Genomic DNA, 15,861 nt, shown 5'->3' with positions numbered 1-15,861 from the left:
TGTAAAGCAAGGATTTAGATGAAGACTCAAAATTATGATGAAAGTAAAATAATCACTCTATCTTCTCTTGAACATATTAGATTAAGATCTGGTATGTATATTGGACGTTTGGGAGATGGCTCTAATATTGATGATGGTATTTATGTTTTAATTAAAGAGATAATAGACAATTCAATTGATGAGTTTATTATGGGTTACGGAAATGAAATTTTTATAAAAAAAGAAGATAATCTTATTTCTATTAGGGATTATGGAAGAGGAATTCCTCTTGGAAAAGTTATTGAGAGTGTTTCAATTATTAACACTGGAGCCAAGTATAATGATGATGTTTTTCAATTTTCTGTGGGGCTTAATGGGGTTGGAACTAAGGCAGTTAATGCCTTAAGTTCAAAATTTCTAGTAAGATCAACAAGAAATGGCAAATCTTTTGAGGCTTTGTTTTCTAAGGGAAAATTATTGGAATCTAGAGAAATAAAATCTTCTGATAAAGATGGTACTTATGTTGAGTTTTTAGCAGATTCAGAAATATTTGGAAAATATTCTTACAGTGAAGATTTTCTCAAAAGAAGATTTTTCCATTATGCTTGTTTGAATAAGGGACTTGTAATAAACTATAATGATCAAATTTTTGAATCTAAAAATGGTCTTTTAGATTTTTTGAATTCAGAAATTAAAAGTGATGATTTGCTTTATGATGTTGTTTACTATTCTAGTAAAACCTTAGAATTTGCTTTTTCCCATACAAGTAATTATGGGGAGACTTATTTTTCATTTGTTAATGGGCAATATACCAACGATGGAGGCACCCATCAGACTGGTTTTAGAGAAGGCTTTGTAAGAGCTATTAACGATTTTCTTAAAAAAACATATTCCTCAACAGATATTAGGGAGGGGCTTGTTGCAACTCTTTCTGTTAAAATTAAAGATCCAATATTTGAAAGTCAAACTAAGAATAAGCTTGGGAATATTGAAACTAGAGGCAATGTTGCAAAAGAAGTGCAGAAGATAATTTCTGAAATTTTATATAAAGATAAAATACTTGCAAAATTGATTGAGAAAAAAGTAGTTGACAATGAACGACTCAGAAAAGAATTAAGTAGTGTAAGAAAAGAAGCAAGAGAGAGAGCAAAAAAAATATCTTTTAAAATCCCTAAACTTAAGGATTGCAAATTTCATTTTAACGACAGCAGTAAGCAGTCAGAACAAACCATGATCTTTTTAACAGAAGGGGATTCTGCAACAGGTTCAATGGTGTCTTGTAGGGATGTTTATACTCAGGCTATATTTTCTCTTAGGGGAAAACCTCAAAATATGTTTGAAAAAAATAAATCTGAGATATATAAAAATGAAGAGCTTTATAATATGATGGTGGCTCTTGGCATTGAAGAATCAATTGAAAATTTAAGGTACAATAAGGTTGTAATAGCAACCGATGCAGATTTTGATGGATTTCATATTAGAAATTTGTTGTTAACTTTTTTCTTGACTTTTTTTGAAGATTTAATTTTAAATGGGCATATGTATATTTTAGAAACTCCTCTTTTTAGGGTTAGGAACAAAAAAATCACGATCTATTGTTATTCTGAGGAAGAAAAACAAAAAGCTATTCTTGAGCTTAAGGGGGGATGTGAAGTAACAAGGTTTAAAGGCCTTGGTGAAATTTCTCCAAATGAATTTAAAGGTTTTATTGATATTAATAGCATTAAGCTTACAAAAGTGGACCTTTTTAATATTAAAGAAATAAAAGATAAATTGGGTTTTTATATGGGGCAGAACACTCCTGAAAGGCGGAATTTTATTATGGAGAATTTGATTTAATGGATATTAGAACTGTACTTAAAGATAATTTTTTGCAATATTCATCTTATGTTATTAAAGATCGTGCTATTGCTAGTGTTGTTGATGGGTTTAAGCCAGTTCAAAGGAGAATTATACATTCTCTTTTTGAAATGCATGATGGCAACTTTCATAAAGTTGCAAATGTTGTTGGTAATACAATGAAATACCATCCTCACGGTGATACGTCAATTTATGAGGCTCTTGTTAATATTGCTAACAAGGATTTATTTATTGAAAAGCAGGGCAATTTTGGTAATTTGTTTACAGGTGATCCTGCTTCTGCTTCTAGGTATATTGAATGTAGATTAACCCCTTTGGCTTTTGATGTTCTTTACAGCAAAGAGATAACAATTTATGAATCTTCTTATGATGGAAGAAATAATGAACCTTTGCTTTATCCCGCAAAAATTCCTGTTATTTTAATTCAGGGGAGTGAAGGGATTGCTGTTGGAATGGCAGCTAAAATATTGCCTCACAATTTTAATGAGATTTTAAATGCAGTAAAGAGCGAGCTTCTTGGAGAGAGTTACGATATTTATCCTGATTTTCCAACGGGAGGAATAGTTGATGTTAATGAATACGCTGATGGTAACGGTAAAGTTTTAGTTAGAGCTAAAATTGAAACTATAGATGAAAAAACAATTGTAATAAGGGAATTGCCTTTTGGTGAAACTACTGAGAGCTTGATATCTTCGATTGAGAAAGCAATTAGAAAAAATTATATTAAAGTTTCAAGCATTAATGACTTTACTGCTGAAAATGTGGCCATAGAGCTATCTTTGCCTCGAGGTGTTTATGCAAGTGAAGTAATTGAAAAGCTCTATCATTATACAAATTGTCAGATATCAATTTCTGTTAATTTATTGTTGCTTAGCGAGAGATATCCTGTTGTTTATACTATTAAAGATCTTATCAAGTTTCATGCAGCTCATCTTCAAAAAGTTTTAAAAATGGAACTTGAATTGCAGAAAAGCAAGATTCTTGAAAAAATATTTTATAAAACATTGGAGCAAATTTTTATTGAAAAAAAGATTTATAAACTTCTTGAAACAATTTCTAAAGAAGAAAATATTGTAAGTATAATATTGTCAGAGGTTTTAAGGTATAAAGAATCTTTTTCAAGGGAAGTTTTGAAAGAAGATGTTGAAAATTTGCTTAAGATTCCAATTAGAAAAATAAGTCTTTTTGATATTGATAAGAATTCCAAGGATATTAAAATTTTAAATAAAGAATTAAAGAGTATAAATAGCAATATTTCTTCAATAAGAGGATATTCAATAAACTTTATTGATTTATTGCTTGCAAAGTATTCTAAAGAGCATCAAAGAAAGACTGAAATTTCTTTGATCAAATCAAAGAATGTAAAAGAAATAGCTACAAAGAATATGAAAGTTTATTTAAACTTGGCAGAAGGTTTTGTAGGAACTAGTCTTTTTGATGGTGAATTTATTGGAAATGCTAGTTATTATGATAAAATATTGGTTTTTAGGGAAAATAGTTATGTTCTTAAAAATATTGAGGACAAGACATTTATAGATAAAAAGAATGTATGTGCTTTAGTTTATGATATAAATAATTCAAAAGAGCAAATATTTTCAATAATTTATCTTAACAAACTTGACAATTTTTATTATGTTAAAAGGTTTAAAATAGATAAATTTATTACAGATAAAGTTTATGAATTTTTAGGAGAAAATGATGAATTTATTGATTTTTCATTGAATCCCAAATTTGTAGAATTTTCGACAAATAAAGACATTGTTAAAAGAATTGAAATTGCTAATTTTATAGTAAAATCAAGAAGCTCTATTGGTAAGCGAATTTCAAACAACAATTTGAAAAAAGTTAAATTTAAATAGTTTTAAAAACCTTTTTTAAATTTAATTAATATGCTACCATAGTACCAGTTTTAATAAAGGGGTTTTTATGAATAAATTTTTAATTTTAGTTTTGGCAACCTTTTGTGTTTTTTCTAGCTTTGCTCAAGCTGATGATTCTAAAAGTGGTTCGTTTGGTATGAGTGCTGGAGAAAAACTTTTGGTTTATGAAACTAGCAAGCAAGATCCTATTGTACCATTTTTATTGAACCTTTTTTTAGGGTTTGGAATAGGCTCCTTTGCTCAAGGAGATATTCTTGGAGGTTCTCTTATTCTTGGATTTGATGCGGTTGGTATAGGGCTGATACTTACGGGAGCTTATTTAGATATCAAAGCTCTTGATATTAATGCCAAAAAAGCTGCTTTTCAATGGACTTGGGGTAAGGGAGTTATGTTAGCAGGTGTGGTTACTATGGCTGTGACAAGATTGACAGAAATTATTCTTCCATTTACATTTGCTAATAGTTATAATAGGAAGTTAAAAAATAGCCTTAATGTAGCTTTAGGAGGATTTGAGCCTAGTTTTGATATTGCTATGAGTCAAGCAAGTACTCTTGGGTTTGAACTGTCTTTCAAAAAAAGCTATTAATTTTATTTATTACAAAAATGAGTGATTGCAATTTTGTATTGTGATTGCTCATTGTAATTAAAAGAGCTTTTATTTGTATTTTATTTCTCTACTAAGATCTTTTTTTATGCTTTTTTGTTTTAGTATTTCTCTTTTATCATACAATTTTTTTCCTTTACATATTCCAACTTCTACTTTAATTATTGATTTTTTTAAATAAAAGCTAATAGGAATTAAAGTATATCCTTCTTTTTCTTTAAATTTTTTTAGCCTTTGTAATTCCTTTTTTTTGATTAAAAGTTTTCTGGGTCTTAATTCATCATGATTGAAGATATTCCCTTCTTTATATTTTGATACGTGCAAGTTTTCAAGCCATAATTCTTCTTTTTTTATGCTTGCAAAGCTATTGTTAAATGATAATTTTTTTGCCTTTATTGATTTCACTTCAGTTCCTTTTAGTACTATTCCACAACTTATTTTCTCTTCAATAAAGTAGTTAAATTTTGCTTTTTTGTTTTCAATAAGCAAAGTGTTTGTGTTCAAATCTATTCCTTTTATTCCTTTGATACAATCAACCTAAACCCAATGTTTGGAGAACTCCAATTTTTCAAAAAAGAAGCTTTAGTTGATGGATTGAGTAAATTATTATTTTGATGGGAGTATGTCCTAATTTCTGTTATCAATGAGTAAAAATTTGAATTTTCGTTATAAAAATTTTTTTCATTTTTGAATATTGCGATATCATTAAAGGATGAATTTTGCATTAAATTCCAAAATCCAACTTTTTTTGATATTTCATTAATATTTAATGGGTTTTTGTTTGGTTCTTTTTGGTATAATTCCCATTCTTGTGATATGGGCAGTCTTGCTTTGAATCCTGTGGGAAGTTTTTTAGAGTACCAGTTGGCGTATTCTATTGCTGAGAAATAAGATATTCCTGTGATGGCTTCATTTAAGCCTATTTGATTAAAATTTTTAAGATAATTTTCATCTACAAGTTGTTCTTTAATTAAATTTTCTTTATTATTTAATGCCCATTTTGGATTTTCTTTTAAAAAATCTTGATACTCGTATTTTGTAACATTTTGTTCTTGAATAAGAAATTCTTTTATACTATAGGTAGATTTTAGTGAAATATTTTTTGAATCTAATTCATAATTTTGAATTTTTTCGATTTTATTTGAATTTATTTTTTTAAATCCAGGTAATTTTATATTGATTTTTTCATTTTTAGAAATTAATTGAATATTTTCATTGTCTAGAGTTTTGGCTAATGTTTTAACCCAAGGTTCATTTTTTGTTAGTATTTTTAAATCTTTATCTAAATTTTCTAAAAACCAAAAGATAGCTCTATTTTCTAAATCAAAATTTGTTTTCAAAGAGTTCCATATTTCTTCTTGATTACTATTGTTTTGGTCTATTGAATATACGACTTTATATGAATCTAAAAAATCTTTAAACATTTCGATTGAATTTAAGTAAGGTATGGAATTTTTTAAAAATTTTTTAATGTATTTAGGATGCTCTTTGAGTTCACTAGATATTAATGAAAAAACAGGAATTAGTTTTGTATTTTCATTAGTATTTTTTATTTTCACCATGATAGAGAGCTCTTTTTGTCTTTGTTTAATTATCTTTTCAGGATCAACCAGTTCTAAATTTATTTGCAAATTGTAGCTTCCAAAAAATTTGTTGTGAATTTTCATCTTTTGTTCGTATGTTTTAAATCCCATCCTCTTTGCTCTAATAATTCCTTCAGTGGCATTTATATATTTGTTAAGTGGAGTTCTGCCGATATATTTTTCGTTTAAATATATGTAAGTGTTTGCAATATTGGAATTTATTTTTAAATATGCTCCTGGATTTTTAAACTTAGGTATGATTATTAAAATTGATATTAAACTTAAAAGTAGTATTATTGTTGTAAGAAATACGTAAACCTTGGGTGCTATTCCTAGAATTGGCTTTAATTTAACTTCAAAAAGCTCAATATTTGAATTTTCGTGGACTTCTTTCATCTTTTAAAGTATAGAAAAGTATTTAAATAAGTGTCAATATTTTGTATGATTTAATTCTTGAGGTTAGATTATGTATTTAAGAAGATTGGATAAATTTGCATCTTTTTTGGTACACATTGTTGAAAAATATTTGACATATAGAAAAAGAAAGAAATATTTTTGCAAATTAAGGGCAAAGAAACGGGGTTTTTTGCTTAACTTTTTATTTGATTTTGTAGCAGCAGCAATTTTTGTATTGGTAATAAATCAATATTTTGTTCAAGCTTATAAAATACCATCAGGGTCAATGGAAAATACTCTTCAAATAGGGGATTTTTTATTTGTAGATAAATTTTCTTACGGTCCTGAGCTTTTACCGGGGCTGTTTAAGATTAATGGTTTTAAAGCTCCAGAAGAATCCGATATTATTATTTTTGAAAATCCAGAGTATAAATCAAAGGGTGTTTTTTTTGATATCTTTCAAAGAATACTTTACATGTTGACGCTGTCTTTTGTTGATCTTGATAGAGATGAATATGGCAATCCTAGTGTTAGGTTTCTTGTAAAAAGAGGTTTGTTTGCAGATGGTAAAATTGTTAGATTTAATAACGGTAAAGCTTATATTAAAAGAGAGGGAGAAGAGAATTTTATTGTAGAAGATTCTTATTGGGATTTGGTTGATAAAAATTTTAAAATAAAAAAAATTGTGGCAAATGAGGACTATGAGATTTATGGTGATTTTGCTATGTTTGTTGCTCTAAGTCAGCTAAATATAAATTTAACTAGCACCCCCGATTTCTCATTTTTTGATGTTAGAGTAATTGATAGGTTTGAGTTTGAAAGATTGGAGTATAAGTATTTATCTGCTTTTATGCCCTATGTTGATTATTATATGGAAAAAGCTATAATAAGGGATTATGGAATTTATGTTCCTGATGGGTATGTTTTGCCGATTGGAGACAATAGAGACAATTCTCATGATGGTCGGTTTTTTGGAGTAATCAATAAGAATAAAGTGCTTGGAAGAACCTTGATAATATATCTTCCATTTTCTAGAGTAGGATTTATTTAAAGTGGCCCCATATTTAACTTTCGAACAAAGGCTTTTAAGGAAAAAGCAAAGAAAAGTTTTTTTAAAATATGTTTTAACATTTTTAATTTTAAATTTTTTTTTCACAAAGTTTGTTTTGCAAATTTTTATGATTAAAAGCAATGAGATGCTCCCAACAATAACAAGAAATGCTAGTTTATTTTTTGTAGCAACACATATAACTTCTTTTTTTATTCCTTTGAAAATGAATGATATTGTTCTTTATGAGGATTTTAGGTTAAGTAATAATTTTTTGTTAACTTTAATAAAAGATTTCTTTTTTTTAAATAAAATTTTTAAAAGAGCAAGCTATAAAGTATCAAGAATAGCAGCTGTTCAGGGCGATTCTGTTTATGTTAGAGGTTTAAATGTCTTGGTAAATAAAAAGGATACAAATTTTTTTTATTTGAATGGTAATTTGGTTAGCTATTACAAGTTGAATAATTTTTTTAATACAGATGAAGTGATTAAATGTTTTACTTTGAAAAAAAATGAATTTTTTTTATTAAATGACAATTTAAGTGTTTTAAATGATTCTAGAATATTTGGACCTATTAATAAAAATGCTATTGTTTCTTTTTTGGCCTTTAAGGTAGTGGACTATAAGATTGTTAAGTAAAATTTTTGTTGATGCTGATTCTTGCAATTTTGAGATAATAAAATTTTTACAAAAATTTATATTACACAATAAATCAAAACTTATTGTAGTTTCTAATAAGTTTTTAAGTCTGGAAAAAACAGAAAATGTTGCCTTGGAGGTGGTAGACAATGTTGATTCATTTATTTTGAATTTAGCGGATGCACACAGTCTTGTGATTACCCGAGATATTTTTTTTGCCAAATTCCTTTTAGATCTTGGGGTTAAGGTTATGAATGATGAAGGTCTAATTTTTGATATAAATAATATAAATTATTTATATTTTAGATCTAAGATTAATTTCAATTTGAAAATTAAGATTAAAAAATATTATGATGGAGATTTTAATAAATCTAGATATAATAAATTTATAACGAATTTTTATTCTTTATTCTTTGGTTAATTTTCTGTTTTCCAATTTCCACAAACCTTTGCCCTGAGTTAATATGTAAATTGTGTTGTTTGATACAGGAATAATATCATTAAGGCCCGTTTTGCTTAGCTGAGATCCGTTATAAGCTCCAGGTTCTACGGATTTTGAAGGTGCTTGTAGAGCAAAAATTCCTGCTTTATTTTTTGTGAATTCTGCAAATCCATTATTACTTCCGATTAATATTGTATCATTAAATTCTCTTGCAAAGTAGCTGCTAAATTCGCCTACTTCGTCTTGAATAAATATTGGTGTTGTGTAATTATTTGCATTTGAGTATACTTTAAATTTTGTATCTAAATTATTATAACCACCAGTTATTACTAAAATTTCAGAAGAACCTCTAATGCTTGTTTTAATGATAGGCATTATTTCTTTGGCTTGTTGATAGTCTATGTTTGTATATGTATTGTTATTCATTTGCCATATTTTGAGTGAATTTCCTGTAATTAAGTTGTCTTCATTTGATATTTGAAAAAATTTGTCATTTTCAGTAGCTTGTGGTGGCGTTTTGTCAGCTCCTTGTAGATCAAAAATTTTCTCACGATTATTTTTGTCTATAGCTAAAATATATGCGTTTTTTACACCATCTCTTCCCACGGATTTTAAGAATTTATATGCTTTTAGTGGTTTTTTAAATTTTAATACCCAATCTTTTCCATTTAGCTCGCAAACTTCTAGTTCTTCTTGTTTGTTTTGCGCTAAAAGATAGGTTTTCCCAGATATATTTACAATGTCGTTTATAAACTCATAAGAATTGCTCAAATCAATTTTTTCAATCTTGCCGTTTTCTTTTTTAAATAAATGCATGGCCGCAATGTAGAGAGTTTCTCCTACTAGAGAAATTCCTCTTGGACTTGAACTGCCCAAAATATTGTATTCATGTTTTATTTTTTGCAGATTTCCTAATTGGGAAAATATGGATTCGCTTGAGCATGCTAGTAGTAAAAATATTAATAGGTTTAAAGTTAATCTTTTTTTAAAATAGTTTTCATATTTTTGTTTCATTTTTATCCTACAATTTATTTACATTCACTGTAACTGATAATGATATAAGTGCAAAATGCGCCATTTTAGCAGAGTTTCCAAATTCAAACATCATCCACCAAGATGCTGTTGCTCCGAAAGCCCATTTATAGTTAAAGTTCCATAAAATTCCAGATCCAAAAGAGATTGTAGGGAGTGCATCAAAAGTTCTTAGATTTGTAATATTATTGTTTCTATCTCCATATGTATTAAGAGAAAATCCTATATTTGTGAAGACTGGAATTTGAAATAATTCTCCTATATCAAATATATAATTTATTGAAAATGTGATGGGTACGCTATAAAAAATTTTACCTACACTTGAGTCTGGATTTAATATGTTAAAAGAATGGTTAATATCAAAGTTAAACATATATCTTAGTTCAAGTCCAATTGCTAAATTGTTTAAAATATGATACTGGTATTTTATTGCCCCAATACCTCCTGGATATAAATTAGTAGGATAGGCTTTTGATAAATCGTTGTAAAAAATAGGAACTCCAACGCTTAAATCTATGCCTAAAGTGGAGTTTGTATGCCTATCAATATTGACTGCGGCTGTAATTTTTTTTATGTTTACACCAATTAGCAAGACTGCAATTAGCGTTATAAAAAGATACTTTCTCATTATTCTCCATTCTTTTAAAATTATTATCCTTGTTTATTATAGTTGAAAATAAATTTAATTACAATTTGAAATTTGGTCGTTTGGCTTTCCTTATATTGACAATCTAAGTATAATATTAAGGTAATCTTGTTAGGTTTAAGGGGCATATTTTGAATACTGTGTTTAATGGGAAAGATTTTGCGAATAAGTATTACTTAATGCTCAAAGAATTCTTAAAGCAGCATGGCTTGAGAGATAAAGTTGCATTAAAAGTTATTTTAGCAAATGAGGAGCCTGCAAGCAAGCTTTATGTTTCAATTAAGAGTCGGGTTGCAAAAGAGATTGGCTTAAATGTTGAAGTAATTAAATTTTCTACGAATTCTGTTCAAAGCGATATTTTAGAAGTAATTGATAGAGAAAATAAAAATTTAAGTACAGATGGAATTATTGTTCAATTACCCCTTTTGAAAGGCATGGATTTAAATTCTATTTTAAATGGCATAGTTTATTCAAAAGATGTTGATGGCTTATCTTTTGTTAATTTAGGAAAAATGATTTTGGGCGATAAAAAAGGATTTATTCCTTGTACAGCTCTTGCTGTATTAAAGATTTTGCGAGATGAAGGGATAAAAACATCGGGAAAAACCGTTGTTGTGGTTGGTAGAAGCCCTCTTGTAGGAAGGCCTATTTCAATATTGCTCTCATCAAAACCTTATGATGCAACTGTTATTACTTGTCATAGCAATAGCATTTATTTAGATGTTTATTTAAGACAGGCAGATATTGTTATTTCTGCTGTTGGTAAGCCTAGGTTAATAGATAAAAGTATGTTGTGCGGAAAACCTTATGTGATTGATATTGGTATTTCTGAAATTGAAACTGATAACGGAAAAATTTTCTCAGGCGATACAGATTTTAACAATATTAAAGAGTGTGTTAAATTTATTACTCCTGTTAAGGGGGGAATAGGTCCTGTTACGGTTCTTATGTTAATGTTTAATACAATTAAAGCTCATTTGATTAATAATAAGATGTTTGACATTTTAGATCGATTAGAAAAATTGGTGGAGGTGTAAATGTCTGGTCACAGTAAATGGTCAACAATAAAAAGAAAAAAGGGCGCTCTTGATGCAAAGCGCAATAAAATTTTTACAAAGCTAATAAGAGAAATAACTATTGCAGCTAAAATGGGGGGTGGGGATATTGAATCTAATCCGAGACTAAGGGTAGCTATTAATAAAGCTAAGGTTGCCAATATGCCAAAAGATAATATTGAAAAGGCAATAAAAAAGGGTATTGGTGGTAATGAAGGGGTTGAATATTTTGAAATAACTTATGAGGCTTATGCTCCTTATGGGGTTGCTTTAATGATTAAATGCTTAACGGACAATAAAAACAGAACCTCTAGTGATGTAAAAAGTGTTCTTGCAAAAGGTGGAGGATCTATTGGCACTCCAGGTTCAGTCTCATATATGTTTTACAGAAAGGGTCTTATTGTTTACAATTTAGAAAAATATCTTGAGGATGAAATAATGGAATTTGCATTAGAAATTGGTGCTGAAGATATTTTAGTTTCAAACAATGAAGCAGAAGTTATAACAAGTCCTGATGATTTTGATAAGGTTTTATCTTTTTTAAAAACTAAATTTAAAGAAGAAGTGGCAGAGATAGCTTTGATTCCTGAAAATAAAATTTCTTTAAACAAAGAGCAAGCAGAAAAAATAATTCTTCTTGTTGAAAAGCTTGAAGATTTTGATGATGTTCAGGAGGTAATTCATAATTTAGAAATCCCAGAAGAATTAAGTTAGTTTTATTTAAATCTTTTCGTAGTAGACTCTGTATATTTTATTTCCAAAATCATCTGTAAAAATAATTGAACCGTCATAATATGTGATCATATCAACAGGGCGTCCAAATTTAGAGTTATTAGGCTTTAAAAATCCAGATAAAAAAGTTTTGTAATTTTTTGCCGTTTTGGTTTTGAAATCAATGTCCAATGTTGTTATTTTGTAGCCAACAGGAGAAGATCTGTTCCACGAGCCATGTTCTGCTATGAATAATTTATTTACATATTCTTTTGGGAAATTATTCCCTTGGTAAAAGTGTATTCCAAGTGGAGCTACATGTGCGGGAAGTTCATAAATAGATGGGATAAACTTAGTGTTTTTGGGTGCTTTGTCGTAGAAATTGTAATTTTTTTGGTTTTTTCCAAACATATAGGGAAATCCAAAATGTTCTTTATATTCGGTTATTACGTTTATTTCATCTGGGGGAATGTTGTCTCCTAATCCGTCTTGGCCATTGTCGCTAAAATATATTTCATTACTAATTGGATGAAAATCAAACCCAACTGAGTTTCTCACTCCAAAAGCTATTATTTCTTCTTTTTTTGTTTTTAAATCGATGCTAAGGATTATTGCTTCTTTTTTTGGAGGAATTTTAACATTGTGTTGGGATCCTATGTTTACTATTAATTTTTTATTTTTAGGATCCACTTTAATGTAGCGTCCTGAGTGCATTTTGGTATTATTTTTTGGTAAAAGTGAAAAAATTTGCATTTCCCATGTATAGTCTTTATTTGATTTTATACTTTTATTAATTTCTTCTTTTACATTTTCAACTACATATATTTTATCTACAGAAGATATATAGAGTTTATTATCCCAATAAGCAATACCAATAGGTTTTTGTAATTTTTTTGCTATGGTATAAATTTTTTTGTTTTTTGCTACAAAGTATGCAAAAGTGCTCCCAGATCCTATGAATATGTTTCCATCTTGATCGCTTGTGATTCCCCTTGGCTTTTCAATTGTATTGTTTAAAAAAATTTCAACTTTAAATCCATTTGGAACTTTTAGTGTGCTTGTTGTTTCTTCTGCTGCCATAGTTATAGATGAGATTAAGAAAATAGTTGTAATTAATTGAAAATAGCTATTTAGAAATTGATTTTTCATTTAGTGTCCTTTTTTTTGCTTAAGGCTTTTGCTTTAAATTGAATGTTTCTGTGTAATATAATTTATAATTTAATTATATGATAAATAAGATTCATGGTAAAGTTATAGAAAAAAAAGAATCTAGTTTGGTTTTAATGACTACTGTTTTTGAATTTGAGCTTTTAGTTAGTGCATTTTGCCTTGCTAATTTTAATTTGTCAGACAAAGTTGAGCTGTTTACTTATCTTTATACGAGAGAAAATGAATTAAAACTTTTTGGATTTTTGAATTCAGATGAAAGAGAGATCTTTAAAGGGCTTATTGGAGTAAGTGGAATAGGGCCAAGGGCCGCTTTAAGAGTGTTATCCAATATAAGGTATAATGAGTTTAAGGAGGCTATTGATAGAGAGGATGTTGAGCTTGTTTCTAAAATCAAAGGCATTGGCAAAAAAATGGCTGGTAAAATGTTTTTACATCTTCAAGGCAAGCTTTTGATTAATAGTGAGCTTGAATCTACTGGTCTTTTTAGATTTAAAGAATTAGAAGAATCGATTGTTAGTATGGGATTTGATAGAAAAATTGTTAATAGTAAGATTAGAGAGGCTTTCAATTTAGCTGAATTTTCAAATTTAAAGGATTCTGAAAAGGAACAGTTTTTATTTAAGGAGGTTTTAAAAAGAATATCGAATTAATTGTTAGTTTTATAGTTATAAAATAGTTTTTAGGGGTGTTTATGAAAGACGAAAATAGTATAAGTTTTTTAAGCTCTAGTGAAAATTATTTATATGATAAGAGTGAAAATGAGCTTAGGCCTAAAGTTTTTGAAGATTTTAAAGGTCAGGTTAATGTTAAAGAAACCCTTAGTATTTTTATAAGAGCTTCTAAAGAGAGGGATGAAGCCTTAGACCATGTATTTTTAAGTGGTCCACCAGGTCTTGGGAAAACTACTCTTGCAAGTATTATTGCCTTTGAGATGAATGCTTCGATTAAGATTACGTCAGCTCCGGCTTTTGATAAACCCAAAGATATTATTGGAATTTTAACAGGTCTTGATGAGAAGAGCGTTTTATTTATTGATGAAATACATAGACTCAGACCAATAATAGAAGAAATGCTTTGTATTGCCATGGAAGATTATGAGCTGGACTGGGTAATAGGGCAAGGAGCTAATGCAAGAACTGTTCGAATGCCACTTCCAAAATTCACATTGATTGGAGCTACTACTAAACCGGGAAAAGTAACATCTCCACTTTATGCGAGATTTGGAATTACTGCAAGATTTGAACTTTACAGCGAAATAGAGCTTGTTGAGATAATAAAGAGAAATTCTGTTATTTTAAATATTGAAATAGAAGAGGATGCTGCTTTTCTTCTTGCAAGAAGTTCAAGAGGGACTCCTCGAATAGCAAATAGATTGCTAAGACGAATAAGAGATATTGCTCAAGTAACTGGAAGTTTGGTTATTACAAGTGATATTGTTTCAATTGGGCTTGAAATGCTTAGAATTGATGGAGAAGGCCTTGATGAGCAAGATAGAAATATTTTAAGAAGTTTAATATTGAAATTTAATGGAGGGCCTGTAGGTGTTGATACTTTAGCTATTTCTGTAGGGGAAACAGCAGATTCTCTTGAAGACTTTTATGAGCCTTATTTAATTATGAAAGGATTTATCAGTAGAACTCACAGAGGTCGTAAAGCTACTGAGTTTGCGTATCTTCACTTAAACTTAGAGATGAAAGAGGATGGTCTTAATGAAAACCAAAGAGTTTCATTTTAATTTACCCTATTCTTTAATAGCTCAATATCCAAGTGAAAAAAGAGGATCTTCAAGGTTAATGGTACTAGATCCTAAATTGCAAAAAATTTACCATGAAGATTCTGTAAACAATATTTTAAAGTATATAAATAGTGACACTTTTATTGTTTTTAATAACTCAAAAGTTAGAAAATCAAGAATTTATGCAGAATCAGAGATAGGCAGTAATGTTGAATTTTTAATTTTGGATAGAATTGGTGCTAATTTGTTTACTGCTCTTGTTTCTAAATCCAAAAAACAAATTGTTGGCAATCTTTACAAATTCCCTGAAGGATTGATAGGCAAGATTTTGTCAAAAAATGGTAGTGAAATTGTTTTAAAATTTGATGTTGATGTTGGAGAAGATTATTTTGAAAAACATGGCTTTGTTCCCATACCTCCTTATATTAAAAGAGATTATGACAAAATAGATGAGGATCGGTATCAAACTGTTTATTCTAAATATGTTGGTTCTGCGGCTTCTGCAACTGCGGGGTTGCATTTTAGTAGAGATTTATTTTCTGCTTTTGAAAAGAACAATATTGAATATGATTTTATTACCCTTCATGTGGGGCTTGGCACTTTTCTTCCCGTAAGATCAAAAAAGGTCGAAGAACACAATATGCATTTTGAAACTTTTTTAATAAAAGATTATGTGGCTAATAGATTGGAGAATGTGAAGTTTCTTGGTAAAAAAATTTTATCAATTGGCACTACAACTCTTAGGGCCTTAGAGTCATCTTATGACAATAAACTTAAGAAGTTTAAAACAGGTCAGCAAAGTACAAATCTTTTTATTTATCCTGGCAAGAACTATTGTTTTAATTTCGTTGATATGCTTTTTACAAATTTCCACACACCACAGTCTACTCTTTTGATGCTGGTCTCTTCATTTGCAGGTAAAGATTTTGTGTTTAGTTCTTATGAAGAAGCTATAAATACAGGTTATAAATTTTTTTCTTATGGTGATGCTATGTTAGTTTTAAATCATATATAGATATTAGTTGTGAATTATTTTAATATTTAAGTTATGATAAAGGCTTAACTTAAATCATTAGGAGG

16 protein-coding genes are annotated in these 15,861 nt (G+C 28.7%); 11 read left to right on the top strand and 5 right to left on the bottom strand.

Annotated features, from left to right (window positions below; genetic code table 11):
* The first annotated feature begins 18 nt into the window (after nucleotides 1-18).
* The 3 genes from HNQ06_RS03415 to HNQ06_RS03405 all read left to right on the top strand — a co-directional run bounded on the left by HNQ06_RS03415 (nucleotide 19) and on the right by HNQ06_RS03405 (nucleotide 4,305).
* On the top strand, nucleotides 19-1,818 hold the full coding sequence (locus HNQ06_RS03415; RefSeq protein ID WP_184107551.1) for a DNA topoisomerase IV subunit B: 1,800 nt from the start codon (nucleotides 19-21) through the stop codon (nucleotides 1,816-1,818).
* Nucleotides 1,818-3,698, top strand: a complete 1,881-nt coding sequence (locus tag HNQ06_RS03410; protein WP_184107550.1) for a DNA topoisomerase IV subunit A — start codon at nucleotides 1,818-1,820, stop codon at nucleotides 3,696-3,698. Before HNQ06_RS03415 ends, HNQ06_RS03410 begins: the two co-directional genes overlap by 1 nt.
* Nucleotides 3,699-3,765: 67 nt before the next feature.
* A complete protein-coding gene (locus tag HNQ06_RS03405; protein WP_184107549.1) occupies nucleotides 3,766-4,305 on the top strand; it encodes a P13 family porin in 540 nt (179 codons plus the stop codon).
* A 69-nt stretch (nucleotides 4,306-4,374) separates the two neighbouring features.
* Here the strand turns inward: HNQ06_RS03405 and smpB are convergent, their stop codons facing one another.
* A complete protein-coding gene (gene smpB / locus HNQ06_RS03400) occupies nucleotides 4,375-4,827 on the bottom strand; it encodes an SsrA-binding protein SmpB (protein WP_184107548.1) in 453 nt (150 codons plus the stop codon).
* A gap of 11 nt (nucleotides 4,828-4,838) precedes the next feature.
* Entirely contained in the window at nucleotides 4,839-6,302 is a 1,464-nt protein-coding gene (locus HNQ06_RS03395; RefSeq protein ID WP_184107547.1) for an SUMF1/EgtB/PvdO family nonheme iron enzyme, read from the bottom strand.
* A 70-nt stretch (nucleotides 6,303-6,372) separates the two neighbouring features.
* On the opposite strand from HNQ06_RS03395, the gene lepB (HNQ06_RS03390) reads away from it, so the two are divergent.
* The 3 genes from lepB (HNQ06_RS03390) to HNQ06_RS03380 are packed head-to-tail and all read left to right on the top strand — an operon-like array spanning nucleotide 6,373 to nucleotide 8,411.
* Nucleotides 6,373-7,353, top strand: a complete 981-nt coding sequence (gene lepB / locus HNQ06_RS03390) for a signal peptidase I (protein WP_184107546.1) — start codon at nucleotides 6,373-6,375, stop codon at nucleotides 7,351-7,353.
* Between the two features lies 1 nt (nucleotide 7,354).
* Nucleotides 7,355-7,990: a signal peptidase I gene (gene lepB, locus HNQ06_RS03385; protein WP_184107545.1), complete on the top strand. Its 636-nt coding sequence runs from the start codon at nucleotides 7,355-7,357 to the stop codon at nucleotides 7,988-7,990.
* Nucleotides 7,980-8,411: a DUF188 domain-containing protein gene (locus HNQ06_RS03380; RefSeq protein WP_184107544.1), complete on the top strand. Its 432-nt coding sequence runs from the start codon at nucleotides 7,980-7,982 to the stop codon at nucleotides 8,409-8,411. The genes lepB (HNQ06_RS03385) and HNQ06_RS03380 overlap by 11 nt, the downstream gene beginning before the upstream one ends.
* Here HNQ06_RS03380 and bamB read toward each other — a convergent pair.
* Both bamB and HNQ06_RS03370 read right to left on the bottom strand, forming a co-directional pair.
* Nucleotides 8,397-9,446, bottom strand: a complete 1,050-nt coding sequence (gene bamB / locus HNQ06_RS03375) for an outer membrane protein assembly factor BamB (RefSeq protein ID WP_184107543.1) — start codon at nucleotides 9,444-9,446, stop codon at nucleotides 8,397-8,399. The genes HNQ06_RS03380 and bamB overlap by 15 nt on opposite strands.
* Nucleotides 9,447-9,453: 7 nt before the next feature.
* Complete coding sequence (locus HNQ06_RS03370; protein WP_184107542.1) at nucleotides 9,454-10,092, bottom strand: BB0027 family outer member beta-barrel protein; 639 nt, start codon at nucleotides 10,090-10,092, stop codon at nucleotides 9,454-9,456.
* Between the two features lie 149 nt (nucleotides 10,093-10,241).
* On the opposite strand from HNQ06_RS03370, the gene HNQ06_RS03365 reads away from it, so the two are divergent.
* A complete protein-coding gene (locus HNQ06_RS03365; protein WP_184107541.1) occupies nucleotides 10,242-11,147 on the top strand; it encodes a bifunctional 5,10-methylenetetrahydrofolate dehydrogenase/5,10-methenyltetrahydrofolate cyclohydrolase in 906 nt (301 codons plus the stop codon).
* Nucleotides 11,148-11,879 carry a YebC/PmpR family DNA-binding transcriptional regulator gene (locus HNQ06_RS03360; RefSeq protein WP_184107540.1) on the top strand — a complete coding sequence of 244 codons (732 nt, stop codon included), beginning with the start codon at nucleotides 11,148-11,150 and terminating at the stop codon, nucleotides 11,877-11,879.
* Between the two features lie 6 nt (nucleotides 11,880-11,885).
* On the opposite strand, the gene HNQ06_RS03355 is transcribed toward HNQ06_RS03360, so the two are convergent.
* A complete protein-coding gene (locus tag HNQ06_RS03355) occupies nucleotides 11,886-13,025 on the bottom strand; it encodes a PQQ-dependent sugar dehydrogenase (RefSeq protein ID WP_184107539.1) in 1,140 nt (379 codons plus the stop codon).
* A gap of 77 nt (nucleotides 13,026-13,102) precedes the next feature.
* On the opposite strand from HNQ06_RS03355, the gene ruvA reads away from it, so the two are divergent.
* From ruvA to queA, 3 genes are read left to right on the top strand one after another with little or no spacing between them, the layout of a single operon-like run.
* Nucleotides 13,103-13,696, top strand: coding sequence for a Holliday junction branch migration protein RuvA (ruvA, locus tag HNQ06_RS03350; RefSeq protein WP_184107538.1), 594 nt, complete (start codon nucleotides 13,103-13,105; stop codon nucleotides 13,694-13,696).
* Between the two features lie 41 nt (nucleotides 13,697-13,737).
* On the top strand, nucleotides 13,738-14,781 hold the full coding sequence (ruvB, locus tag HNQ06_RS03345; protein WP_184107537.1) for a Holliday junction branch migration DNA helicase RuvB: 1,044 nt from the start codon (nucleotides 13,738-13,740) through the stop codon (nucleotides 14,779-14,781).
* Nucleotides 14,756-15,796 (top strand): tRNA preQ1(34) S-adenosylmethionine ribosyltransferase-isomerase QueA, encoded by a 1,041-nt coding sequence (queA, locus tag HNQ06_RS03340; RefSeq protein ID WP_184107536.1) that lies wholly within the window; start codon nucleotides 14,756-14,758, stop codon nucleotides 15,794-15,796. The genes ruvB and queA overlap by 26 nt, the downstream gene beginning before the upstream one ends.
* Nucleotides 15,797-15,861 lie beyond the last annotated feature (65 nt).

It is taken from the genome of Borreliella lanei (assembly GCF_014205895.1).
Classification (GTDB): domain Bacteria; phylum Spirochaetota; class Spirochaetia; order Borreliales; family Borreliaceae; genus Borreliella; species Borreliella lanei.
Note: the sequence above shows the minus strand (reverse complement) of the source record. Positions and strands in the feature narration are given on the sequence as shown.